Origin of the sequence: Paenibacillus favisporus (genome assembly GCF_040545415.1) — a bacterium.
Taxonomy (GTDB): Bacteria; Bacillota; Bacilli; order Paenibacillales; family Paenibacillaceae; genus Paenibacillus_AQ; species Paenibacillus_AQ favisporus.
Genome location: NZ_JBEPLV010000008.1, coordinates 278,826 through 303,599, shown reverse-complemented (window position 1 = coordinate 303,599; position 24,774 = coordinate 278,826). Strand labels below are relative to the sequence as shown.

The window sequence follows — 24,774 nt, the reverse complement described above, 5'->3', positions numbered from 1 at the left end:
AACAATTCCAAAATAGGTACTGCTCTTTATTCTAGCAATCCCATAAAGCCTCGCCGCGTGAATACTGTATTATCCAATTCCTTCATTTCTTCGAAACTCATTCTCTAATATGCTCATTGTAATGGAGTCATGGTACTCATGGTTATAATAGAGAACCTCCCGCTGAATTCCTTCTTGTATAAATCCTAACTTTTCATATGCTTTTATGGCTCTTGCATTATAGGAGAATACGTTAAGTTCAATTCTATGTAGATTCAGCACCCCAAAGCCATAATTCAGTAATAATTTTAGAGCCTCCGTTCCAAATCCCTTGCTAAAATCCGCTTGATTAAATAAGGCTATCCGTATATTGGAATTGCGATTTACATAGTCTATATCCTGTAGTGCAACTTCTCCAATAATACGATCTTCCTCTTTAAGAACGATCAATAAATGAATACGATCCGTTTCATTCTGTATTTCTTCAATATAATTTTCGATCATCTGTTTTGAAAATACTCTTTGGGTTCCCGTCAATCTCCTCACTTCTTCGTTCAACATGTTAGGGTAATACATATCGGAATCTTCACTTACAAGCGGCCGAAGGTAAAGCCTGTCACTTTCCAATGCTCTGTTTAATTGCTGCATAGTAATTCCCTCCTGTTATCTTTATAAAACGTATCCCCAGCTTCATTTGAAATTGGTCCATTGTCTTAAGCACCTCAATACTTAATAAACAAGATCTTCCCGCACTTCGATTCCATTCTTCTCACAATAATCTCTATATTTCTTCAGTACTGTAAAAATATCATCTTGACCAATAACTTGATTATCTTGATCGAAATATTGCAAAGATCCGCCCAAAATGAATAAAGTAATGACCTCTTCATCTTCAGTAATAAGTGTATGAATATCCCCAGGCGGTTCAAAAATAAAGGTTCCTGGTTTCGCAATCCAAATGCGTCCTTCATATCTCCATCGTCCTTGAATGTTGTATCCTATGACAGATCCTCCAGTATGCCGGTGGCGTGTCAGCACCTGATTACTCCTTATCTTAAAGAGATATATCCAGGTGCCGGTGGCTAGATCAAATCGAAGAGGTTTAAAATAACAATTTGCTTCTTTCCCCTCATCGAAAGGAACCCAAGGTAAATCTTCAATATCAAAGACCCTTTCAGGTAATTGGAGATCCTCAGCTAATTTTACTACAGCATCTTTAATCAATGGATTCATGGTATAGGTCTCCTTTTAAGATAACGGTCTGATTCACCGCAAGAATTATCTGCTGCTGCTTTCTTGATCGAGATGACCCGCCAACATACCTGCTCTTCTGATGATTTCAATTCGTTCTCCTCTTCCTTCGATGTTCATTATCATATCTATAGCCGTTTCAAAATTTGTTATGATGTAGCCTGTCTTTTCAAATCCTTCAGGTATACTCACGAATTTATTAACTTGAGTTAGAAAATATACGGTATACGAATTGGTTTCCTTCCAAAACCAGCTGGCAAACGGTATTCTTATCTCAGCTAGTTCTATCCCTGCTTCTTCTAAAGCTTCCCGCTCTAAACCCTCTTGTATGGATTCATTCTCTTCGAGTCTTCCACCAATGGTAGTAAGTACTTTCTCTTCTCGATCCCATACCATCATCAGATTGCCGTTATCAAATACAGGTACACAGTGAACTCCAGCAATTGGGAAATCTGTCGGAAGTTCATTCATAAATTTTAGCATGATTATATCCCCCTGGTTCCCTTACTGTGGATTTGGGCAAATGCATTGCCACCCTTCTTCCATTATTGTGTCTTTGTAGATGAGCGACTGCACTGCACTTCTCTGCAATTCTCTGCTTTTAATCAAGGGTGAACACCTGTAGCGTTAAACTTATGTTAGATGAAGTCATTGACTCTTATGATCGCGATCTTATTGCCCATACCTTCAATACCTTCACTATATTCGATTCAATGCCTGCTTTTCCTCCCGCTTTTGCTTACACCCAAATGGGCTTCCGAAAAAACTAATGAATATATTTTTATATCATGTTAGCATGCGTTGTGTATCCAATATCATCCAGGGAGGAATGAATCATGGTTATTAAATTTGAAATGATGCCAAAAACCCGCATTGCTTTTGTGCGCCAAGTAGGTCCATACGGTCCTCAGAACATCCAAGCAATGGAAGCGTTAAAGAAATGGGTTGCAGAAAAAAATTTACTCAACGGATCATCCATACTGCTTGGAATTGCCCAAGATAATCCGGAAACTACGCCTCCTGAGGATTGTCGTTATGATGCTTGTATTGTTATTTCAGACGATTATCGGATAGAAGACACGGATCATAACATTTTCGAAACTGAACTCGATGGTGGACATTATGTTACCTATAAGGTGAAGCATACAGCCGAGGATATTCAAAAAGCGTGGGCTGATATTTTCCCTGCGTTAAATAGTAGCGGATATCAAATAGACAACAAGCCCATATTCGAAAGATACATTGGTGATATGTTGTTTAACCATGATTGCGAGATATGTATACCTGTAAAAGCGTTATAGTCCAGCGTATGATAACAAACTCCACTGCCTTGATGATCATGATTAGCTTTCATAATTTGTATTTCGATATAATTCTAAGCCCTGATCTCTAAAGTATTCTTTTAAAAAGTCATTTGTTGTTATAGGGAATTTACATGGTTTTGATATTTGGTCTGACTCGGATACAGATTGTTTTATACTTTCAATGGGTATCCACTCCGTTCCGATTTGTCCAACATCAGCCTGTGAGCTGATAAAAGTATCAGTCGCTTTGATCCTGCATTCATAAATAAACTCTACTGCATGTACTTCCTTCACGATAAAAGAGTACTCATGATTTTTTGATATGTATTCTCTAATACAAATAAACTTGTGTTCTGCGACATCAATTCCTAGTTCTTCAAAGCATTCACGTTGTAATGTCTGCTCTAGGGTTTCGCCGACCTCCTGTGCCCCTCCTGGCAAAGCATAATAAACTCCTACTTCAGGACGTTCCTTCTTAATTGCGAGTAAACGTCCGTCTTGAATAATCAGTGCCCGGACAGTATTTCTAATCATCTATGACACCTCGATAAATTATTATGTATATGCATCACTGTTACCTAAGGCTCTCGTATTCACGACGTCGATCTCCCTTTGATTGCTCCTATCTTAGGGAGATCGATGTTTACACCTGATTCAGCTCCCCTGCTCATCTCCCCGGGCGAAGCAAAGATCAGCGTATGCCGATCCGCAGCGTGAATACTATGTTATCTGTGTGCCAGTGCCGTCTTCGAGTTACTCACAAAAAGTTTATCATTTGTCCTTAAGCAGCTCTTCTATCAATATCCCGTTGATCTTTAAGCCGGTAATGTCACAATTATTTATCTCCATATTGCTCAAATTACAATTATGAAACACTATAGGCTTGTAATCTCCGTTTGGATCATAATTTCTGTCACCTTCCTGAGGCAAAACAATATTTACAAACTCAGTCCCGAATAGATGTACATGATCTACCTTCATATGGCTCATATTTGCATGCTGAACTGAAGTCGCGGATAGGTTAGCATTTCTAATATCAACTTCACTAGCATTAACGTCATTTAAGATCATTCCACTCATATTTGCATTATTAATCTTAGACTTTGATAAGTTAACATTATCAAAGTCTAATCCCTCCGCATTAACTTCTTTGAACTTAGATCCTGAAATATCTTTCATCTCCAATTCCATCTTTGCAACTTTTAATCCCATGCTCATTCTCCTTTTCAATTTAGGTTTGTATGTAAATTTCAATGATGTTTATTAATAGGTTCCTACTGGTTTCAAATAACATCTCCCGTATGAACGAAGCGACCCGGCCTTAGATAACTCCTATCTTAGGCCGGGTCGTGTGTTGTCTGAACCATCTTCCATAATCATACATCTGACAAACAAAAGGCGTAAGCCCCGAAGTCTGATGTAATGGGCCCGCTTCTTCGAATAAAGACAAGACGTCAGCCCGCTAAACGATCTTCTTACTAAAGACCTCTATTTTTATTATTCATATACTAAAACCCAATACTTCTCTCCGGGTTTTCCTTCTTCAACAACCTTTTTCCATCCACTTTTTTCATAGAAACCCAATGCTTTATGATTTTCAGATACACACTTTAATCTTACGGGCTTACCCATTTTTTCTATAGCATGGTTAACTAATTGAGTACCAACCCCTTTACCGCTAAAATTGGGGTGTACAAATAAATTATGAATAAAGTTCTCAGGTAAATATAAAGATGCGAAACCAAGGATTTGGGAATTTTCTTCAGCTAATAGTATATATTCCTCAGTTGTATCTCTATCAAAATCATTTAAATTCATCTCTTCTGCATTTGCCCAGTGAAAGCTCTTGCGACGCGATTCAAGATATATTTGTCTTAACTGCGGGTAGTCTATTTTACTTGCTTCTCTGATAATTATAAGATCAATCTCCTATCCACAAAAAAATTATGAGTGATATAAACATAATAACGGAAATGGTGAAACCCCTTCAAGCAACAGAATGTCGCGAATGAAATACACATGGAAGATCTATGGGGTAAATAAGTGCGGGTTGGCCGGCAGCAGAGCGGTTAGTTGGTGCAGGGTTATCTGTTGAGCTTCTCTCCTTGAAGTTAATCATTTTCTGCAAACGATATATGTTCTAAACTAAAAAGCCGCAGCTACGCAGCTGTAATAAAATCTTTCTTCAGCATCGAGAATATCAATGTATCCGTGATGAACTCACCAAATATATAGTCCCGAAGCAAACCCTCCTGCACAAAACCTAACTTTGTTAAAAGATTTACAGACGAATGGTTTTCCGGCATTACTTTAGCTTGTATTCGATTCATATCCAGCTCATTAAATGCAAATGGAATAATCGTATTGAGCACTTCGGTCATGATCCCTTTTCCCCAATAATCTCTTGATAAGTTGTAGGATAAGTTAACCATGGATCCTCTCACAAAATCGTTTAATATGCATGTCCCAATAATTTGATCCTCATCTTTCGTAGCTATTCCCCAAGTGATCATTTCTTTTCTAGTAAATGCGTTTTGAAAGCGCGTAAATGTCTTGGAGGCTGTCTCGATATTTTTGGGCCCTTGATATCCCCAGTATTTTGTTACTTCATGATCTGAGAAATAACTGTAGTATGCCTCGGCATCTTCCGAACGTAATTCCCTCAATATAAATCTTTCAGTTTCAAGCTTAGGGAAAGAAGTAAATGCATCTTTAAAAGGCATATTGGATCCTCCGGTTTATGGGTTTTTATAGCTTCTTGTGTCATCCGGGACATCTTCCATGATTATACATTGGATAACCGGGGGGCGTCAGTCCTAAATGTTAGGCACTGACGTGCCTATTTGCTTGAACCTACAATATCCTTCTAAAATTCATCAGACTTTTTACCACCCTTCCTCCTTCTCGCGATCATCCTGGCTTTCACTCTTCCAGACGATAAAAAGTCTTTGGCATTACTAGCCATGATTGCCTTTTGGATTACTTACTATGTTTGGATTTACATTGAGAAACTGATACAAAAGAAGAACGAATAGTATTTTTTCTGACTTCTGACTCTACTACGTCATTACACTCTATTCTTATTGATGATTCATCGTTAGTGGTTATTGATGGATTAAACTCCTTATTTTGTGCTAAGGTCTATAATGAGGTGCATCCATGAATGGTAAAAAACTTGTGATTTTGATCGTGCTTATCTGTGTAGTTGGATTAATCGCTATCTATGGGTTAATTTATTTGATCATATGGTTTGCTTTTAATTCATAAATATCACCCTGGCGTCTTCGACAATCTAACTTCTGCTTCGGGAGGTGATAACATGAGTGGTAAAAAAATTTTCCTGCTGGTAGTGCTCATTTTTGTAATTATCGAAATCGGGTTAATTGGATCCTACTTTTTAGCGACCGCGGAATCCCCAACTCAATAACAGGTAGGGTTGCGTTCGCCTCTCCCTTGCTTATATATTCATTGCTTTGGCGGTACTTCGATCCATTCAAGCAGGGTTTTATGATTTAGTCCTATCTGGCCTGTTATTGTATCCAAGGCCGAAAAAATAGGAGCTCCCCCCTCCTCTGCTTCTCTAACTGTTTCTTTTCTTACTTCTTCGCGTTTGATATAAAAAGGAGTTGATTCGCATGGCTTTGATACTATTTGGTATTTTTGTATTTGCTTATGGTCTATTTGCGATCTTAAGACCAAATGCAAGATGCTTTGGTGGATTCGGGGATCCCTATGCAACAGAGAAACGTTATAAGTTTACCCAAATTCGTGGAGTATTGTCCTTAATATAAGGTGCGTTGTTCATCTTCTCTGTTATCCTAAATAGACATTAGCCTTTTTTGTTATCGTTACTATTCCCTCCTGCACTGTTCGTTTTCATCCTCTCCCCTCTATGCTTAAAATGCAACTTTTTTTTAAAGGAGTTGGTTTAATGGGAATCGCATATTGGATATTTCTTGTGATAGGCATTGTTATAATAGGTGGATTGTTTTATGTTAAAAATCGTAAGTGATATGGGGCTGAACTCCCCCTCTTTAATCCTAAGCGGAACTTCAAGTAACTCCTAAGCGTCTTATATATAAAGGAGCTGATTTACCCATGGTTCAAGCAACCTTCATTATTTTCGGTGCTATATTTATTGCACTCGGTATCCTTAGTCGCATTAAACCCACGTTTGGTTGGAATATGAATGAAGCGTGGAAAGTGAAAGGTGACTCCGAGCCAAGTGACGCCTACATTGAAGCCCGAAAATTTGGTGGGTTTATTGCGATCGTGATTGGTTCATTTTTCTTTGCACTTGGAATTCTATTAATATTTATATATTAAGCTCTCAGTAAGCAAGTTATTACATATTCAAGTAAATCTGGTGATAATAAAGTCCAATCCCCTAGTCTCTTTTATTTCCGATACGACAGGGTTGATCGTCTCTTATGTACTCGACCGCGGCATGACAAATGCCTCGCCGAGACATGAAATGATGTTCGGTCTGGAGGTGAAAAACAGCTATGAAACATAGAAACATGACAGGTATTGTGTTGGCCATTATTTATTGCATTGTCCTTTATGGAATTTTAATTGAAGCTCCCCCTGGTGAAGTTCCAAATCATCCGCCACGGGCATACTTAATGATTCCACTTGGAGCAATTGCAATTATGGCTCTCTTTGATTTTGTGATCAAGTACGATTTCTTCAAAAAACAGAAATAGAACAAGATCTCATTCGTCTCGCGCAACCAAAACTGGAATAAGATCTGGCCCAACCTCACGATTGGTGCATATTCGGCTAGACTAATGTGTTGTAACGGCAAGAACCTCAGCATCAAAGAGGCCGCCATGCCGGAGACCTCTTAACCCTCTCTAACGTTTATTTGCTTGATGGCCGTAAAACCGGACCTCCGGTTACGCCTCAATTGGTCCTTTCAGCAGCGTTGCGACGTTTCCCTTCAAATGCTCGTCGAAAAATTCCAGCACGTCTTCAAATAGCCGCATACATTCCTCTCCTTTTGGAACCTTTAACATTCATGTTATCGGATGTCCAAGACTTTTCGAAACATTCAGCAATGAGTCCATATTTATAGGATAGGGTTGTAAGTATCATTAAATTGATATTCATAGTTGTTATTTATCCGGATATACCCTAATATACAATGCCACCTATCTCTGTAAAAAACACTGGAGTAGTTCTGATTATCCCTATTCCCTTCGGCGACTAAAATTTCATTATCGTTGCAAGCCAGTACAATCCCCGTGTGGTCATGTGAATCATTAGATAGTAATTTTTCATAGATCACGATATCGCCACGTTGGGGAGTAAAGCCGTTATGCTTATCAATATGAAAAAAACCAGTTTCAGGTAAATGTGCCCATTCGAGCAACGCTCCTACACCGGCAAGTCGATATTTACCATTAGGGTATCGGATCGGCATTAAAAATCCAGCTTCAAAACAACAATGATACACAAAAGCAGCGCACCAACTGTTCTGTAAAACTTGATAGATGGCTCGATCCGGCCAATATTTACAAATTTCCCGATATCGCTGATCACCTGGCAATCCGATGATGTTTGCTCTCCCCAGGTCTTCAGCAATTTCAGCCATTCTCATTCGTTTATCTAAGTTACTATAAATAATTTCTTCTTGGTTGCTCTTCTCAACTATACAATCTCCCGGGATTCCCAGTTCACGAAAAACCTTCTGCAGTCTGTCGGCATCTTGTTGCTGCATGATACAACCCGGATTTTGAAAATACAAATGCAAAACATATGCATCCTTAATGATTTCATCAAGAGGACCATGGATCCGATCTCTGTAATCTCTATAAAAGATTGCCCGTAAAATTGTGACCTGCTCTTCTGTAGTAAAGGCCTTCATCTCTCTTAAAATCGGTCTTACGGTTTCTGCACTATTGACGCCAGGGAATTCTATGATTCCAGTATTAAAGCGATAATAATCATGAAGAAGGCCACAAATGGCTGCAATTTCTTGATTTTGATCCCTTCGCTTTGCAAGCAGCGAGGCAGTGTTGGACACTCCAGATAACTGAACACAAGCTTCCTGTCGCTGTATTTCACTATCCAATGAACCGATCATCTCTTGAACAAAAATACGAATGCTATCCAGCCGTTTGTTATTCAAAGCATCGCCTCCTTAATTTTTGTAAAATGCCTTTATTTGATATTTCTAAATTGGTACTCCAATCGATTGCCAAATGCTGATTGGAATCTTTCATAACCTGATATTGCTACAGATTCCAAATCTCTAAATCCAATTATGATTAAGCAGCTTTTCGGTTATATATATTGCCATTTAGGGGGATTATTTAGCGTTAAAAATCGTAAGTGATATAGGACCACCTGGAGTTCTAATATATTCATATATTAAGCTCTCATTGAAAAGAAGGCAGGAAGCTTAGATTTCGATGTGTATGTTAGAAAACTAACGAGCAATACGCAAAATGGGGGAAGTGATTCAATCGTATATTCTTCATCAAATCCAACTCCTAACTTCTGCCGGACCGAAGGAGAGTGCCTGATGTGAGGATATGGTTTTAGATGATGCCTCTCATTTCTTTGATTCCACTTTTTATGATCTTCATAATGTTAAACCCAGCCTAAAATTTAATTTAGCTGGGTTTTGTTAAACCATATTCATTGATTTATCTCTTCTTATTGTGATAATGATACCCAGTACAAAGTCCTTTTTGTTTGGATTTCGCTGAACAATTATGTCCACCATTCTTATCGGTCCGTCCTGAATGCGCATAAGCAGAAGATGTGGTTCCCATTAAAACCGCTAGCCCAAGGAAAAGCACAATTATCTTTTTCATTAGTTCACCTTTATGTACCCCTCTGCTTTAGGGTTTATTAAAATCAACTATTATTCTACAGTGAATTCCATATTTAGGATATAGAAAATTGTAATAAACTCGGCTGGTTTCATTTTAGCGACCAAGGGCCATAAGGATCGTTACGTAAACACTGTTATATAGTGTCATCGCCATCTTCAATGTTTCTCATCCAACAACTCTTGCAGGTCTTCTTGATCCGCAGCAATGTCATAAAAAGAATACTCATCTTTATACTTCCATTGGTAAGCAATCAACTCAGCCTGTTCTTGGGTCATTGATTGAAAGAAATAGTCCAAAGCTTGGCCCCCTAGCCTCCTGTTATACTAACGAAATGCCCAAATAAGTTTTCTGGTTGATTATGGATTGTCCCATTTCTTTTAGGTACATAAGCTGTTGGCTGTTCAACTTATCTTTTTGTGAAAATTGATTATGATAAACAAAGGAATACAGATGCCTAAAGTTTACAAAAAAGTCTATGTGTTTTACTATCTCATTCACTGAATATTCCATAGAATATCCTTCCATAAATGAATTAAAAAATATAGACGCAAATCGATCCCGCTGAGCTCTATCTTTAATCGTCTGTGAAGCATGGTATATAGCAATGGCAATATCATATGCAAACCAATTAAATTCACTATCTCCAAAATCAATATAAGTGATTTCGCCATTATCATATAGGAAATTAAAGTGATTTAGGTCGCCGTGAATGATTCCATACAATTCTTTAGAGTGATTCATTGATTTGATGACTTGAAGGCATTGCTCCCACTTCTCTTTAATTTTATAATCAAATAAATCCATACTCATCTGATAAATCTTATGCTCATTCCATTCTGGTCGTTTGCGCTTTCCTTCGTACCTTTTGGATAAGGAATGCATTGTTCCCATCCCCTTACCCCATTGCTTGAATAGTTCTACGTTCCAGTCTTCACTGTTAACATCAATATGAGTTCCCTTACCTTTCTCGTATGCCACAAAAAACAGCTTGTCTGTCAAAATATTGATATATGATTCTTCAGTAAGCTTTATAGGAATCGTTACCTTTACTCCATTTTCATGAAGGAATTGAGTCCATTCGATCTCGGACAGTATGTCCTCTTCAGTATTCAACTCACTATTAAAAATTTTAACAATGACCGGTACTTCCGAAGAGATTTCGTAAACGTTATCAAAATATCCACCGAGTAAATGAATATCTGTTCCATGGTAGTCCAATACATCAAGAACTTGGTTTATTACAGATTTATCTACCTTCATTAATTTCCCTCCTTAATTGCTTATAAGTTAACATTTCTGTTATCACACGTCTCACCCGGCTTGAGACGCAGCCAGGAGCCGGCCGCGATGCAGTGTTATCAGATGAATCGACTTTCTCGATATTCCCTACAAAGCCATTAATCTTTCCTATCCCATACCACGATGAATAGCGTTGCTAATGGTCCAATTAATAATGATATTAAAAACCAATGAAGTCCGCTTCTGTTCTTTCCTTGTGCTAATCCTGCATTAATTAATGCAAGTGTTCCCCAGCCAACAGTGAACTCACTATTATTCATAAATTAACTCCTTTATTTTTGTTAAATCGACGCTGCAACACTTTGTTAAACGAAGGAACTTTGTAACACCTCAGATCATGTACTTCTTAATTTCATCTTTAAAATGCCTTTGAGATCACATATTTTTAAATTGGTTTAATAAACTCAACTCGATTGCCAAATGGATCCCTGAATTCAAATCTTTCATATCCTGGTATTGCTACAGATTCCAGTATCTCAATACCATTATTGTTAAGCAGCTTTTCCATTTCTTTTAAATTTTCGACTTCATACGCTAGATGGGCTTTCGTTTGTAAACGATCCACTCCATCTTCAGTTCCAATATGTAGTTGTTGATCTCCTACCTGAACCCAAAAGCCGCCTCGACCAACTAATGATTCCGGTTTTGAGATTTCTTCCAATTTGAGAATTCCACAATAGAAGTTCCTGGCCTCTTCTTCTTTTCCCTTCGGAATTGTGATTTGGGCATGATGAAATCGTTTTATCATATCAATGCTCCTTTTGAAAAATTTTTAATATATCGCTTCGTTCATACATGTAACGTTCTCATATTCACGATTCGTAATTAGAGATTTCGATTAAATTTCCATCTGGATCTCTAAGATAAACGGACGTAATCGAACCTAATGCCCCTGTTCTTAATACAGGACCTTCCTCAATCATTACATTGCAATATTCTAAATGGCGTATGACATCGGGTATAGGATCGTCTGTTATAAAACATAAATCAGCAGTGCCTGGCATAGGCATTTTCGCTTTTGGTTCAAACTCTTTGCCTGCTTCATGTAGGTTTATTTTCTGTTGCCCGAAATGCAATGCCTTTCGTCCTTCTCCAAATGTTACAGTTCGCATTCCTAAGACCCGCGAATAAAATTCACAGGTTTGATCAATATTCGAAACAGTCAAAACTAAATGATCTAAACGATTGATGTTTATCTTAATCAGCCCCCATTTTTTAAAGTTTTCTTGCTTTGATCACGAAGGTTACCGGAAACATCGTCGCTCTTTTTACCAAATCATCATTTGCATCGTGCAATTGTATGATTTCATTGTCAGTTTCTTCAATCATTTGTTCAATAACAAACCCTGCTTTCGCCAAAGCATTGATGTAGGTTGATAGTTTACGATCAGATAAGGTTAATTCGCCGTGACAAAAATCTGGAGATACCGAATACCAGGATTCATCGAAATAAGGCTTGTTCATAGCAAATCTATTATTTTCTTGAACAACACATCGGTGTATAGGATGAGACCAGCTGAAAATAAATATGCCGTCTTTTTTTAAATAAGAAGCGATCCGGCAAAAAGTGCCTTCAAGGTCGGTTGTCCAGCCTATGGCGTAAATTGAATACACAACGTCAAAATAATCTGCGGGTATGCCACACTCTTCTTCCATGGGAGAACAGATCAATTTTGCTGACAGGCCGCACGCCGTCAAATGCTGTTTTGCCCTTTCAATTTGTTTTTCTGATATATCGATCCCCCATAGTTCAGATGCATTGCGATCGCCGTGATATTGCAAGGATTGACCGTTTCCACAACCAATCTCTAATAACTTTTTTCCGGAAACATCGCCAAAAAGTTGGCATTTTTTTTCTGAAACAAAGGCCCCATAATAAGGAAGCACGATGGCTCTTAAGAAGTCATTTCCTTTCGTATCCCAATAGAAGCTGTTTGTTTCATGAACATGATGCTTGTTCAACCTACTGACCTCCTCTTCTTCGACACCCCTCGGCCAAACCGAAGGGCGAATGCCCCACAGCACGAATATGTTGTTATACGAGATCTCTACTTCAACGAAAAATTTGCTGTTATTCGCGAAGCAGCTCTCTTATACTCGTTCTTCAATTAGGGTTGCCACACTTCCCATATGTTGCCGTCAGGATCTGCGAACGTTATGTTCGGTCCGCTTGTCACTCGTTCACCTAAAATGTTCACTCCGTTTTCCTTGAATCGATTGGACAGTTCTTGAATTCTCGGAGTAATAAAGCATGCCATTGCATGGGGTTTGCCGTTGTCCAATGACCATGAAAAACGTAATCGACCGCCTTCTTCGTCCGATTGGTGAAGGAACAATGCAGGCACGACTTGCCTTAAACCAGGGGAAGGCAGGTTTCCATTACGATCGGGAAGATTCAATACGGCCGTCTTCATTCCAGGCTCAACAAGCTCGTTGTTTGCGGGTTGGTACCCTAAATTTTTTTGGTACCATTGAATAGACTCGTAGACATCATTTACTGGCACGTAAATACAAGTGATACCCGTAATGTCTTCCAGGCTTTCTTCTACTTCGTTTCCCTTATTTTCGTTCATATCAGTTCCTCCCTCTCAACATTGGTAATCAACTTGGATATATATGTAATAAAGACCAAGTGCTGCGAACACTTGGTCAGTACAATTGGCTTGGATGGTTTATTCCTTTCTAAGTCGTACAGGAAGAAAACCCACCTTCGGCATCAACCTTTGGGTGGGTTTCTCTGTTGTTATTATAATGTATGTAAAAAGAGCAAGAATGAAAACCATGTGCACCTAAGATTCGATTGGTTATATTTTATCTTTATTGGCATTTTCGTACAAGCGTTCTCAATTGCATATTTCCGCCTTAACGTCACTTCTCCGTAATCCACCTGTTGGACCGAAGACAGCTTTCTTTAACAATCTCAAATTGTTTTGAGTCTTTCATATTCATTGTACCATTCTATTTTATGAGTTTTTAATAATCCTAAAGCTTCATTCAATGCTGTATCTGTAAATTTAGTTAGTTTTTTGAAGTCTACATTCGAATTTCTTATCCAGATTTCAGTCAAAACCTCTCCGGCACTTGCTTGTAGCATTATATCGATCTAATTATTCTTTGCTATATTAAATAGCGCTTCGATAACTTCATTGTTATTAAATTCGGCCAAGTCAATAATTGCATCATCTCTTTCATCGAATCGAGCTGATTCATCTTTCACAATTTGAATAAGTTTTTCCCATCTCTCCAAGGAGATCACCCCAAATTACACATAAAATTCAGTGCGTAACTAGATCCCGCCGAATCAATAGTACCTTGTTCGTTTTCGAGTTTGTCTTAATAATCTAGTTTATATCTTATTATAAGCGATATATCTGTATTTTTAATCAAAACCGGAAGTTCGGAAATCGTTCCCGTACTTCTTGTGAACCAAGGGCCGAACGGCCGGCAGCATCCGATGCTCCCGACTTCTTCGAACAGCTACCAATAATATCTTGTGTCGTTTTACGATTACTTAAATAGTGTGTTAATTATAATTTCTGCACACTCTTCTGGTGTATTTAAACTGGTATCGACTGAGCAACTATATTGAATGTTCTCCGCCATTAATTCGCTTTGCCAATCTGACTGATCCTCTGATCTATCCCCACGCTCAATATTGCGCTTGCGACATATATCTAAAGGGCAATACACCTCAACAATTTCTAAGGGATACCCCATAAAAATGCCTTTAACCTTGTCATAGTGTGGAACTAACTCGGGTCTTTCAACTAAAACCCCATCGATTAGAATGTTCTTTCCACTATCTGAAAATAATCTTGCTGTATGGTACATCATAATAATGACTTCGCTAAGATACTTCCAATAATCTTTATGCAGATGTTTATCCCCTATCATTTGTTCAAAAAGGTCATTTGCAACTACATAAAAAAATGGATCCGTGTGAGATTGAATGGCATCAACGATGGAAGTTTTTCCAGAGCTTGTTACTCCATTCAAAAAGATAATTTTCCCTTTATCCATCTGGCTCCCCTTCATGTTAGTGGTTTAATTAGGAATTACAATTTTCATAATTTCTCATGGTTTCGATAACTTTCCTTGAAAAGCTATCCATTATTATTTTTCGGTTCTTTCATACCAAGTTCTGTTACCCTCAATGTTTGTTTCTGAGTGATCACTAGCGTCCGATGTCTTGAAGTACCTAGCGTAATACGCATGTTCAATTGTTTTTTTATCTTTATCCGTATCAATATCCAGATAAATGTTGTCGGGGCATTCTTGAATAATCTCAAAAATAGACCATTCCATATTCTCTTCATTTATTCAGGTACTTCAATGTATTCTGATACTCTTGTTTTCAATATTTCAATTAGTTCTTCATCCATATATCTATATTCATCTTCTATATCAAGTCTTATTACTCGCTTTCCGTTTAGATCTAAGCTGAATTTTTCTTTCAGTCTTCTTTCATGTTTTTTCTCCATTACAAATATTAAATCAGCCCATCCAATATGGCCGGCAGTAACTTTGATTCTCGCGTTCTCTTCTGTACCGGCAGATTTTACATCATACATGTTGTACTGTTCAAATATCTTCTCTGCTGTAAGACTTCTCCATCTATTTCTACTACAGATAAATAACAACTTTATATTGATCACCTTCAGAAATTATTTTCATATCTCCCTTAAAATAAATATACCACTACCACCAAATCATGGTAATGGTCTATTATCTCCGAACACGAGAGGCTTAAGGAAAATCGCTCCGGTTCCTTGTTATTTGATGTTCCTGACTTCCTCAAGTTAACCTCAAGCCTCATTCTTTCAATATCCTCTTTGCAAATATGACTGAGAACAAACCCACCTCTGACCATCAACCTTTGGGTGGACGCTCAGGGTTCTTATAGAAGTCGTATGAACTCGTGTGAAGCCTCTCATCTACTTCATGTTTCCTACTACTTTCACTCGCAGTCTCGTCGCATTTCCCGGATGATAAGCCAGCGGGGTTTCTTCCACTTCCACAAGCTCAACCGTTGCCGGATCAGCGCCAGCCAGCACCGCCTGCTTCACGGCTTTTTCTTGCGCATCTCTTAATGAATCCTCACGGGGCTCTGTAGAATAAATATAAATTTGTTCATATTGTCCGCTGATTTGAGCTATACATGCGCCAATGGCGTTGGCTACGCCCCCGTTCTCAGGCTTGATCATATGGGACACCCCGCGAATCGTGTCCGGGATAACGACACTGCCGCCGCCTACCAAAACAAGCTCAACGTCTCCCGAGGAGGTCTTCATTTTATCAATGGCCTGCTCAATGATGGTTGCAATTTCAGCTTGCACATTTTTTGCGAAGTCTTCATCCAGATGTGCTACCAAGCTCTTATCCCCGACATCCGCGAGGCCCAGCCGAACGGCAATGTCGGTTGTCGTCAGCGTATGCCCGCCAAAGACCAGAGCTTCCTGTCCAATCTTGTATCCTACGCTGTCAGGGCCAACTGTAATTTTGCCGTTCTCCGAACGCACAATGCTTCCGCCGCCCAGCCCGACGGAGATAATATCCGGCATGCGGAAATTCGTGCGGATATCGCCAACCTCGACCGCAACCGAGGATTCTCTCGGGAATCCGTCCTGCAACACTCCGATGTCCGATGTCGTCCCCCCCAAGTCGAGAACCATCGTATCTTTGATTTTCGCTAAATAAGAGGCACCGCGTATGCTGTTCGTCGGCCCGCAGGCAATGGTTAGAATCGGAAATTGCTTAGCGTAATCGATCGACATCAGGGTACCGTCATTCTGGCATAGGAACACCGCTGCGTCTGTGATGCCCTCTTCTTCCAACGCCTGCACAAATCCTTGGGTCGTCGTTTCAATCACCTTGCATAAGGCTGCGTTCAGTATAGTCGCATTTTCCCGTTCAATTAAGCCGACAGAACCAATCAATGAAGAACAGGAAACAGGAAATTCAGGTCCATATACTTGATGGATGAGATCGCGAATCTGGAGCTCCTGATCATTTTTAATGGATGAAAACACACCAATAACTGCGATGGACTCGACACTGCTCCCCCATTCCTCTAAAAGAGCTGTAATTTCAGCTTCATCGACTTCTCCAAGCACTTGGCCGTCATATTCATATCCGCCATGAACGAGCGCATATTTACCTGACAGCTTCTGAACCATATCCTCAGGCCAGGACGTGTACGGAGCAACGGAGGCCGTTGCCGGGTAACCCAGACGAATGACGCCGACTTGCGCCAACTTTTTGCGCTCCACAATGGCATTGGTACACTGCGTCGTGCCTAACATGGCATGCGTGATTTGGGCTTTATTAATATTCGATTCCTGCAGCAAATTCCGGAGCGAGGTTTCAATCCCTGTTTTAATATCTAGACTTGTTGGGGATTTAACCGCATGAATCAAATGATGATTCTCATCCAATATGATGGCATCTGTGTTGGTGCCGCCTACATCAATCCCGATTCTATACATTCTCAGCCACCGCCTTTTTCACCAGTTCCTCAATTGCAACATAATCGTAATCATATCCGAAGTATCTTGGTCCTACCGTCTGGACTCCCTTCTCCGTTCTCCACTTTTCATGGGCGGGCAGTCCAACCACCCGTACGCGTTTACCGTATTTCAGGCTCTCCGTAGTTACAGGCGACAAGGTTTCGTAATCAACCAGACAGATCAAATCGGGGGTCATCGCTACCACTTGACCATTCTTTTCAGCAATCAGGTTTTCATTTTGAAAATGAACCTTCATCTCGCCGCCTTTAAACGCCTCGATTCCTTCAAGATGCATTTGGCCGAGGTTAAATCCTCCCTTGGTTTCCCGGATGACATCCACAATTTTGCCTTGGAAAAGTTCATAGCCGGACACCAGTTTCAACAGTTCTTGAAGCTTATCGCCCGCGTCCCGATTTTTCGATGTAATGATGGCTCCGATCTGTTCGGACAGGGTCACGATATGATGAACGCCGCTCTGCTTGATTTGCGCACCCGTTGCCGGATAGAGGCTGACTAAGGCACTGGCCCCCATTTCGACCGTGGCCACTCTGGCGAGCCGTTCCGTCCATTTATTATCAATGGTCTCAAAGATGCCGATGTTCCCTTTTTCATCCGTAATCGCCATCGGTGTCGCCGGAATGCCGTCCAGGTTAAACGTGACCATTTGCAGCTCCGGGAATGCCCGTCCCATACCGTCACAGTCGATCAGAGGCAATCCCAGCTGCGCCGCAACGACGATGGGAATCATGGAATTGACGCCTCCCGCTTCCATCGGAAACGTGCCGGCGATCAGTTCTTTTCCCAAGTACTTCGCTAATTTTTGAAAAACCTTAACAAACTCGTCCCCTTTAGGGAATTTCTCCACTAATACGGAAGGTGCCCCCATCATCGCGGCCGGGATAAAAAAGTCCTCATCCTGAATCTCATCGACGGAGAACAGTTTTACAGGTCCAAACTTCTCAATGGCCGAGAGAGCCATCAATTTGCCGATGTAAGGATCTCCCCCTCCGCCGGTTCCTAAAAATGCTGCGCCGACGGCGATGTTTTCAACAGCTGCTTGATCTAAATATCTCATTTACGTTTCCTCCAATATGACTGTTTTCCAAGCCGTTAAACGATAGACTACATAATAGATGACAAAAGAAATGACAATCCCGATCAACGGCTGATTCGGTACCTGCGGCAGGCTTGGGAACAGGGACAACACAACAGGCGTACAAGCGATGACCGCGCCCACAAGCCAGGAAATAACGCCCAGTATATTCACGCCTTCAACCTCATGCCAGCGGCTTTTGTCCCCTTTGCCAAGCACCCAGTATGATGCGATCATCACGCCTGCCACCGGCGGAATCATGGCCGACAGGATGGACATAATCGGCGTAAAATAGTTGAGTATGCCGACGACAGCTAGTACCGTCCCGATCGTTCCGGCGATGCCGACGGCCCATTTTTCTTTTTCCTTTGATACGTTGAACACGTTTATTAAGGCAAAACCGCCTGAAATGGCATTCACGAGGTTCGTCTTCCATGTAGCGAGGATCAAAACCGCACCGCCAATAAACGGAGTCGTGATGCTCAAAAAGGTTGCTGTAATATCGCTGGCCTGGTAAGCAATCGTCAGGACGGCTCCTGCACCGATCATCAGCAAGCCTGCTGGGATAATTCCGAATAGGGCGGCTTTCAGGACATCGGACCGTTTTCTCGAAAATTGGGAATAATCTCCCGCGACAACCGCTCCCAAGGCAAACGACCCCAGGGTTACCGCCAGTCCGTCCGTAAAGCTCATAGCTCCATGTGGCTTAAAATTCTGAATAATCTCAAGGGAGTCACCGGTCAATGCTTTGATAAGACCCAATACGCTGATCCCAATCAATAAAGGAACGGCAATATAGCTGATGACGCGCAGCACTTTAACGCCATAGATCGCCGAGACCACCATCACAAGACCGCAGATGAGAGAAGCCAGCGGCACCGGGACACTCATTCCACCTACGGCTAACAAATTGGCCAAGGCCGCACCGCACACATTCGCCTGAATTCCGAACCATCCGAGACACGCAATGGCGAGGATGATCGAAAGAATCGTCCGCGATCCTTGTTTGCCAAACACCTGACCCGCAACCTGAACCGTCGGTCTTCCCAGCTCCGTGCTTTGAATCCCCTGCAAAATCATGAGCAATACAATGATGGAGTAACCCACCAACGTGACGAGCAGCGCTTTCGACAATCCCATGCCTGCCACCAGCGTGTTTCCCACCAATAAACTGGGGATGCTGATGACCGCGCCGGCCCAGATGATCCCGAGACTGAACCAGGATTGATGCTCTTTAACGTCTTTCATATGATCTCCCCTCCTCAACCTTGTTCGTTCGAATTGTTTTTTCTCATTGTAAAAGATGAAGCCGGGCAGCGTCTTTTTCAGAAAACAAAAAAAAATCCGATGTTTTTGTCTGATTGGACAAAACATCGGAACTTTTTAGTTATGGATGAGACGGTAGACCATGCAGGCGGTATAAACATCGTATGATTCCGAATTGATGGTCACATCATATCCGATGAGCTCGCAAATTTTTTTAATGCGATATTTCACCGTATTTTTGTGGACGAACAACAGCTTGCTGCAGTCATCCATATTCCCCTTCGCATCCAGAAGAAACGTCATCAGGGTTATCAATGCGTCAGGGTCGTCCAATATCGGCTCTAGGACAGACAAGCATTCTTCCGTGATCTCTTCCCCTTGTTTGCTAAGGTCAATGGCCCGTTTCATGGAACGGACTTCAGCCGCGGTGTATAATTTGCGGTGATGGTAGATGCGGTGTACCTCTTTAGAGGCTTCGTTGACGAGCTGGTACATTCGGCGTACATCCTGTGTGTTCCGCATCCTCGGAGAATATACGATGCTCGATATTTCAGCGATGAGACTCGTGGTTTCGATATATTCCGCTGCGATTTCAAACTCATTGTATTTATAGGAGCAATTCCCTAGCAAAACGACAATGCAGTGATCGATCGTTTGAATGACCGCGGTTTTATAATATTGCGAGAGATACGCTTTTAAGTCTTCCCGTATCCTTCTTTCCTCCGACAAATCCTGAATGTACACGAGCCACATCATTTGGATGGCGGAAACGTCGATATACAGCAAACTGGCCAATCTGCGCATTTTTTCGCTTTCATCATTTACAATGGCTTTAACCAGAGCGTATTCGCTGACCTCGTTATGCTTATCTCCCCACAAATTGATGGCCACCTGCACCACCTCGCTGATTTGATCCATTGTCTTCGGAGGCAGCTTCGAATTTTCTTTAATGATAAACAGGTAAAGGGACTCGCCGTTTTTTTGCTGAACACGTTTATATTCAACAAAGCAGGACGAATCCAGCTCCCCTTCTCCCGTTCTGCCGTTCAAAATGGAAGGCGCCATGGACCGGATCAGATCCGCAACAGGGAGCGATGAATTGCGCGGCCACATGACACGATTGATGATATCCAGGTTGCTGTTTGTCAGAACGATGTTCGCTTTCATCCGGTCCGACAGCAGTTTAAGGGTAATTTCCACGCTCCGCAAATGCTCCGGCAGCAGTGATACCTTTTCCAGTGATTCATTCACGAAATGCTCATTCACATTCTGATTGCTGACGATCGCCTCCATGACTTCATAAATGACTTCATTATATCGAAGAGAGTAATCGTTTCTCGGCATGCAAATGATAATAAAATTCAAAGATTCAGCCAGCTCGAGCACTTCATCGGCGATATCCGGCATTACAATGCCAACATAGTACAGAATCAGCCCCACTTCACCCAGGTCATGCAGGTACTGAACGGTTTTGCACTGCTGCTCTACGCTGTCCTTTATGGAATAAAAAGAGCTGATGACCAGCTCTTCGGCATACCACTCTTCTTGAACGGTCTGAATAATTTGCGAAAAGAAATTAACATCCGCCACCTCTAAAACAGATAAAGAGGATACGGTCTGATGAAGCCTGCTTGTTCCAGTGACCACCTGAGCTCCTCTAAATGAAGGCAGCTGCAGTATATCTTTAACGGTTACCCCAATTCAACCACCACTTTTTTGTCGATTCAAGCTGCTCCTATCTTCAATCTGTACGATAGCTTGATCATATACTTCTCTACATTTTTTATAGATAATATTAGTATAACCCTCGTTATGATAAGCAACCAAGTAAGTTCCTTTGCCAACTATGAAATTTTTTGCATACTCGGCTGTAACCTTTGATAAAGTGATATTTCAGCTATAATTAGATCTGCAAATTTGGGGTTTTTATTTCCATCCTGGTCAGGTTTTATGTTCATCATTTCTACTTGAAGGTTTTGTTTTGTAGAGACTGTATCTACGAACCCGAGAGGTTTAAAGGAGCGTGGCGACTGGGTCCAACGGACTTATCCTTGCAGGGTTGTGAATTGACTACGCTCCTCTTCCTTCTTAATCTTGCGAACCAAGGCAGATATTCAGCTGTCTTAAAGTCAAATAATGTTTCGTCTAAATCGAAAAAGATCATTCATAGTTCTCCTTTATTTGTTCTTTTATAACTTTGCGCTGATTTCCTATAACGTTTCCGTATTCACGACGTCCTACCGACTTAAGGCGACGACGTCGCCGGTGCTGAACCCTCTTCCCTACGAGCGCTTCTCGTGGACCGAGGGCGTCAGGCCCGAAGCGTAAATATAATGTTATCAGAAGTACCGAGCTACCTTGAATCAGCTCTAGCATTCCTGTTCCTTGTAACAAGTTCCACAGTAAAGCAAGCAAATACAGAACCAACTAAATATGGAAGAGAGAACCATTTTACTATTACGTCTATGAATTCCTTAACTTCAGATATAGTAATAGATTCAAGTTCACTAATTTGGTTCAGTTTTGGTGTGATTATTTCTGCGAGATAATCAGAAATAAAAAAACAATATGAAATTGTTGAAAATACTGCAAGTAGCAAGTAAACTGCAACTTTTACTTCATCAAATCTATTAGCAGGTGTCCAATAAACGAAAATGTTTATTAACAAAATACAAAAAAGAATAACCATCCACTTTGATGCAGAATCCGAAATAAAAATTTTCTTGTTAGTAAGTTCGAATAGTAACATCCCAATAAAACTATATATAATCAAAGAAATTAAAGGCATCAGAAAAAATAATAGGAAATACATGGTCCAATGTCTTATCCATCTTAAAAATAAATATCTAATTCCATAGTACAGAGCACAGTAAAATGGAAAGACAAAGAGATTTATTATATATGGTATAATATGAATTAAATTAATAGAAATAATCACCGAAAAATAGCTTGTAGCAAACCACCAACCTAGCATGCGAGAAAAATAATCCTCACTACCTCTTTCTAATTTGAGTATTTCTCTATATACACTTCCCAATACTATTACTATAAAAATAATTATTCCAAAATTTAATGACTTTGAAAGAATATTATTATATTTAAATATCAAAAAGGATAATATCGATATAACAATACCATAGATTACATATATATCTTGAAATCGGCCCATTGATAATTTTCTTTGGCTCCAAGTAATAATACTTGGAATAATGTATGAAAATTGTCTTGATAAAAAGATAAATAGATTATGTAATACTTCTTTCAAAATATATTATCTCCTTCAATTCAGTATTTCGGATACATCTATGCGTTAACACATTGTTATAGGATGTTTATCGTAATCTTCGAATTACTTACATAACTTCTTTCATGTGTCTATATAATTTTAACGAGGTATCTTGCAAAAACCCATCCTTCTTTATAAGAATCTTCGGAGTGATCATAATAACGGATGTATGCCCAGTCCTTTTTCTTGCCAATCAGTTTTACTCTTTGTCCGATGTATACTAATCCTACAATCTGACTATTTTTATTTGGATTCTTTCGAGCTATTAGCTCCTCCGCTCTGACTAGGCGTAGCTGATTAACAGCGAGAGTCTCAAACTCAGTATACACACTTAGTGCTTCTTTTTCCTCCCTAATAATCGTGGACTTTGAAGCCTGTATATCTCTTTTTATTAAATCTGATATGGTTAGTGCATCTGACAACTGATTAACTAGGTAAGGTATTAATATGACTGATATTAGAAATTTAACTATTGGGTTTAATGATTCGTATTTTTCAATAAATTTCTCAACAAAATTTTGCGATTCATCTTGTTGTACTTGAACAGAAAACTGCTCAACTTCATTTTGAAGAGAATGCTCATCGACAGGGCTTAATTTATCCTCTGAAACTCTCGATTTCTCAACGATAGTATGCAATGCCGTTTCATAAACTCCTAGCAGTTCTTGTTTATAGGTCTGAATCCCGAACTCATCTTGCTTTGGAATTTTAAAGACGGTTTCCAACGTTCTAGCTACAGTCCTCATAATCGGACTGTCTATCATTGAGGCTCCAATGCCCCCCATTTGTCTCACAGCTTGCATTGCCGGACTGTCTACCAGTGAGGCTGCAATCCCCTCCATTTGTCTCACAGCTTGCATTGCCGGACTATCTACTAGTGAGACTGCAATCCCCTCCATTTGTCTCACAGCTTGCATTGCTGGACTGTCTACTAGTGAGGCTGTAATGCCCTCCATTTGTCTCACAGCTTGCATTGCTGGACTGTCTACTAGTGAGGCTGTAATGCCCTCCATTTGTCTCACAGCTTGCATTGCTGGACTATCTGATAGATTGACATTTAACCATACTTTTTGGTTTCCCTTAATTTTCTTCATCATATGTTTTTGCCTCTTCTTTAAACTATATTATTATATTTTTTATTCTTCGAGAATTTCGCATAACGTTCCCTCATTCACGAACCCGAGAACCTTAAGCCCCCAACTGGGGCGGCCGCGATGCGGTTAGGTTCGCAGGGTTGTCGCCTGAGTTTCCACTCCTTCAAAATGCCTCTCGGCGACCAAGCAGCCGTGTGGTTGCACCCCGTGAATGCAGTGTTAACTGAAGTTCATTGCTTCTTCGAAATTACCTTAACTGATTTTGCTTATTAAAATCATGGTCTCCCTCACATGTATAATTTTATTTAATGCGGATAATTCATATAACGTTCCCGCATCTATGACGCGACCTGGCCTCAGATAACTCTTATCTTAGGCCAGGTCACGTGTTGTCTGATTTAACGCCTATGAGCTTGCTTCTGACAACCAAGGGGCGAATGCTTCGCAGCATAGATGCATTGTTAAGTGATGTTACTGCCTTCACTGTTTTTACTATCTCATATGAGTTTTACAGATTTATATTGTTTTTTTGTCCTTGGTGTATTCTAGTTATTTATAGTATTTTAAAGGTATTTTGTTCTATCCTATATGTTATAATTTGTTAGTACAATATACGGCTATAAGGGCGGTCGGCTAATCTCCCAGAAGGGAGGTGATGCCCATGGAGGTCAAAGATGCACTTTCCTTAATGTTCATGTTCGGTATGTTCATTTTGGCATTGCTCACCTACATGAAAAAGAAATAGACCGCCCTGGTTAGGATAACGGTCTATTTCCGACCCATCTTACATGGCCGACTGCTCTTTATGCAGTTATTGTACTTGGGGCCGTGTTACCGCACGGCTCCTTACT

Annotated in this window: 28 protein-coding genes and 1 pseudogene; 4 read left to right on the top strand and 25 right to left on the bottom strand. The window is 40.4% G+C overall.

The features are described from left to right. Window positions 1-69: 69 nt before the first annotated feature. The 3 genes from ABID47_RS30100 to ABID47_RS30090 form a co-directional block, all read right to left on the bottom strand. The gene (locus ABID47_RS30100; protein WP_354502464.1) at window positions 70-627 is read right to left on the bottom strand and encodes a GNAT family N-acetyltransferase; all 558 of its coding nucleotides are present in this window, start codon (window positions 625-627) and stop codon (window positions 70-72) included. A gap of 81 nt (window positions 628-708) precedes the next feature. Beyond that, window positions 709-1,212, bottom strand: a complete 504-nt coding sequence (locus ABID47_RS30095; RefSeq protein WP_354502463.1) for a 2,4'-dihydroxyacetophenone dioxygenase family protein — start codon at window positions 1,210-1,212, stop codon at window positions 709-711. 45 nt (window positions 1,213-1,257) lie between these two features. Then, complete coding sequence (locus tag ABID47_RS30090) at window positions 1,258-1,713, bottom strand: NUDIX hydrolase (RefSeq protein WP_354502461.1); 456 nt, start codon at window positions 1,711-1,713, stop codon at window positions 1,258-1,260. Between the two features lie 353 nt (window positions 1,714-2,066). Here ABID47_RS30090 and ABID47_RS30085 point away from each other — a divergent pair, with 353 nt between their 5' ends. Beyond that, entirely contained in the window at window positions 2,067-2,531 is a 465-nt protein-coding gene (locus ABID47_RS30085; protein WP_354502459.1) for an AraC family transcriptional regulator, read from the top strand. A gap of 42 nt (window positions 2,532-2,573) precedes the next feature. Here ABID47_RS30085 and ABID47_RS30080 read toward each other — a convergent pair whose 3' ends face one another. The 4 genes from ABID47_RS30080 to ABID47_RS30065 all read right to left on the bottom strand — a co-directional run bounded on the left by ABID47_RS30080 (window position 2,574) and on the right by ABID47_RS30065 (window position 5,257). Then, the gene (locus tag ABID47_RS30080) at window positions 2,574-3,068 is read right to left on the bottom strand and encodes an NUDIX domain-containing protein (RefSeq protein ID WP_354502457.1); all 495 of its coding nucleotides are present in this window, start codon (window positions 3,066-3,068) and stop codon (window positions 2,574-2,576) included. Between the two features lie 237 nt (window positions 3,069-3,305). After that, window positions 3,306-3,746: a pentapeptide repeat-containing protein gene (locus ABID47_RS30075; protein ID WP_354502455.1), complete on the bottom strand. Its 441-nt coding sequence runs from the start codon at window positions 3,744-3,746 to the stop codon at window positions 3,306-3,308. Window positions 3,747-4,031: 285 nt separating this feature from the next. Then, window positions 4,032-4,451 carry a GNAT family N-acetyltransferase gene (locus ABID47_RS30070; RefSeq protein ID WP_354502762.1) on the bottom strand — a complete coding sequence of 140 codons (420 nt, stop codon included), beginning with the start codon at window positions 4,449-4,451 and terminating at the stop codon, window positions 4,032-4,034. A 242-nt stretch (window positions 4,452-4,693) separates the two neighbouring features. Continuing rightward, window positions 4,694-5,257 (bottom strand): GNAT family N-acetyltransferase, encoded by a 564-nt coding sequence (locus ABID47_RS30065; protein ID WP_354502453.1) that lies wholly within the window; start codon window positions 5,255-5,257, stop codon window positions 4,694-4,696. Window positions 5,258-6,632: 1,375 nt separating this feature from the next. Between ABID47_RS30065 and ABID47_RS30060 the strand changes: the two genes are divergently transcribed. After that, window positions 6,633-6,860, top strand: coding sequence for a DUF6199 family natural product biosynthesis protein (locus ABID47_RS30060; RefSeq protein ID WP_116231993.1), 228 nt, complete (start codon window positions 6,633-6,635; stop codon window positions 6,858-6,860). Between the two features lie 179 nt (window positions 6,861-7,039). After that, complete coding sequence (locus ABID47_RS30055) at window positions 7,040-7,240, top strand: hypothetical protein (protein WP_354502451.1); 201 nt, start codon at window positions 7,040-7,042, stop codon at window positions 7,238-7,240. Between the two features lie 365 nt (window positions 7,241-7,605). Here ABID47_RS30055 and ABID47_RS30050 read toward each other — a convergent pair whose 3' ends face one another. The 18 genes and pseudogenes from ABID47_RS30050 to ABID47_RS29965 form a co-directional block, all read right to left on the bottom strand. Next, window positions 7,606-8,667: a CHAP domain-containing protein gene (locus ABID47_RS30050; RefSeq protein ID WP_354502449.1), complete on the bottom strand. Its 1,062-nt coding sequence runs from the start codon at window positions 8,665-8,667 to the stop codon at window positions 7,606-7,608. Window positions 8,668-9,187: 520 nt separating this feature from the next. Continuing rightward, window positions 9,188-9,316 (bottom strand): YHYH domain-containing protein, encoded by a 129-nt coding sequence (locus ABID47_RS30045; RefSeq protein WP_260845687.1) that lies wholly within the window; start codon window positions 9,314-9,316, stop codon window positions 9,188-9,190. 224 nt (window positions 9,317-9,540) lie between these two features. Continuing rightward, window positions 9,541-9,654: pseudogene (locus tag ABID47_RS30040) on the bottom strand (GNAT family N-acetyltransferase); the annotation flags it as partial. Between the two features lie 43 nt (window positions 9,655-9,697). Further along, on the bottom strand, window positions 9,698-10,639 hold the full coding sequence (locus ABID47_RS30035; protein ID WP_354502447.1) for a phosphotransferase enzyme family protein: 942 nt from the start codon (window positions 10,637-10,639) through the stop codon (window positions 9,698-9,700). Between the two features lie 137 nt (window positions 10,640-10,776). Continuing rightward, window positions 10,777-10,938 (bottom strand): hypothetical protein, encoded by a 162-nt coding sequence (locus ABID47_RS30030; protein ID WP_163879033.1) that lies wholly within the window; start codon window positions 10,936-10,938, stop codon window positions 10,777-10,779. 125 nt (window positions 10,939-11,063) lie between these two features. Further along, on the bottom strand, window positions 11,064-11,426 hold the full coding sequence (locus tag ABID47_RS30025) for a VOC family protein (protein WP_116231992.1): 363 nt from the start codon (window positions 11,424-11,426) through the stop codon (window positions 11,064-11,066). A 64-nt stretch (window positions 11,427-11,490) separates the two neighbouring features. Next, window positions 11,491-11,868 carry a VOC family protein gene (locus tag ABID47_RS30020; protein WP_354502759.1) on the bottom strand — a complete coding sequence of 126 codons (378 nt, stop codon included), beginning with the start codon at window positions 11,866-11,868 and terminating at the stop codon, window positions 11,491-11,493. Between the two features lie 25 nt (window positions 11,869-11,893). Then, entirely contained in the window at window positions 11,894-12,640 is a 747-nt protein-coding gene (locus ABID47_RS30015) for a class I SAM-dependent methyltransferase (RefSeq protein WP_354502444.1), read from the bottom strand. Between the two features lie 146 nt (window positions 12,641-12,786). Further along, window positions 12,787-13,251, bottom strand: a complete 465-nt coding sequence (locus tag ABID47_RS30010) for a VOC family protein (protein ID WP_354502442.1) — start codon at window positions 13,249-13,251, stop codon at window positions 12,787-12,789. 530 nt (window positions 13,252-13,781) lie between these two features. Next, a complete protein-coding gene (locus tag ABID47_RS30005) occupies window positions 13,782-13,925 on the bottom strand; it encodes a hypothetical protein (protein WP_354502440.1) in 144 nt (47 codons plus the stop codon). Between the two features lie 260 nt (window positions 13,926-14,185). Further along, complete coding sequence (locus tag ABID47_RS30000; RefSeq protein ID WP_145160620.1) at window positions 14,186-14,698, bottom strand: phosphotransferase-like protein; 513 nt, start codon at window positions 14,696-14,698, stop codon at window positions 14,186-14,188. A gap of 296 nt (window positions 14,699-14,994) precedes the next feature. Beyond that, window positions 14,995-15,324 (bottom strand): low molecular weight protein tyrosine phosphatase family protein, encoded by a 330-nt coding sequence (locus ABID47_RS29995; RefSeq protein WP_192716627.1) that lies wholly within the window; start codon window positions 15,322-15,324, stop codon window positions 14,995-14,997. Between the two features lie 288 nt (window positions 15,325-15,612). Then, window positions 15,613-17,163 (bottom strand): hydantoinase/oxoprolinase family protein, encoded by a 1,551-nt coding sequence (locus ABID47_RS29990; protein WP_354502437.1) that lies wholly within the window; start codon window positions 17,161-17,163, stop codon window positions 15,613-15,615. Further along, complete coding sequence (locus ABID47_RS29985; protein ID WP_354502433.1) at window positions 17,156-18,259, bottom strand: DUF917 domain-containing protein; 1,104 nt, start codon at window positions 18,257-18,259, stop codon at window positions 17,156-17,158. The genes ABID47_RS29990 and ABID47_RS29985 overlap by 8 nt, the downstream gene beginning before the upstream one ends. Next, window positions 18,260-19,525, bottom strand: a complete 1,266-nt coding sequence (locus ABID47_RS29980) for a cytosine permease (RefSeq protein ID WP_354502431.1) — start codon at window positions 19,523-19,525, stop codon at window positions 18,260-18,262. A 135-nt stretch (window positions 19,526-19,660) separates the two neighbouring features. Then, window positions 19,661-21,190, bottom strand: coding sequence for a PucR family transcriptional regulator (locus ABID47_RS29975; RefSeq protein WP_435530685.1), 1,530 nt, complete (start codon window positions 21,188-21,190; stop codon window positions 19,661-19,663). A 706-nt stretch (window positions 21,191-21,896) separates the two neighbouring features. After that, window positions 21,897-22,808, bottom strand: coding sequence for a hypothetical protein (locus ABID47_RS29970; protein WP_354502429.1), 912 nt, complete (start codon window positions 22,806-22,808; stop codon window positions 21,897-21,899). A 110-nt stretch (window positions 22,809-22,918) separates the two neighbouring features. Next, window positions 22,919-23,926, bottom strand: coding sequence for an SH3 domain-containing protein (locus tag ABID47_RS29965; RefSeq protein ID WP_354502427.1), 1,008 nt, complete (start codon window positions 23,924-23,926; stop codon window positions 22,919-22,921). A gap of 658 nt (window positions 23,927-24,584) precedes the next feature. Here ABID47_RS29965 and ABID47_RS29960 point away from each other — a divergent pair. Further along, a complete protein-coding gene (locus ABID47_RS29960; protein ID WP_220687457.1) occupies window positions 24,585-24,668 on the top strand; it encodes a putative holin-like toxin in 84 nt (27 codons plus the stop codon). Window positions 24,669-24,774 lie beyond the last annotated feature (106 nt).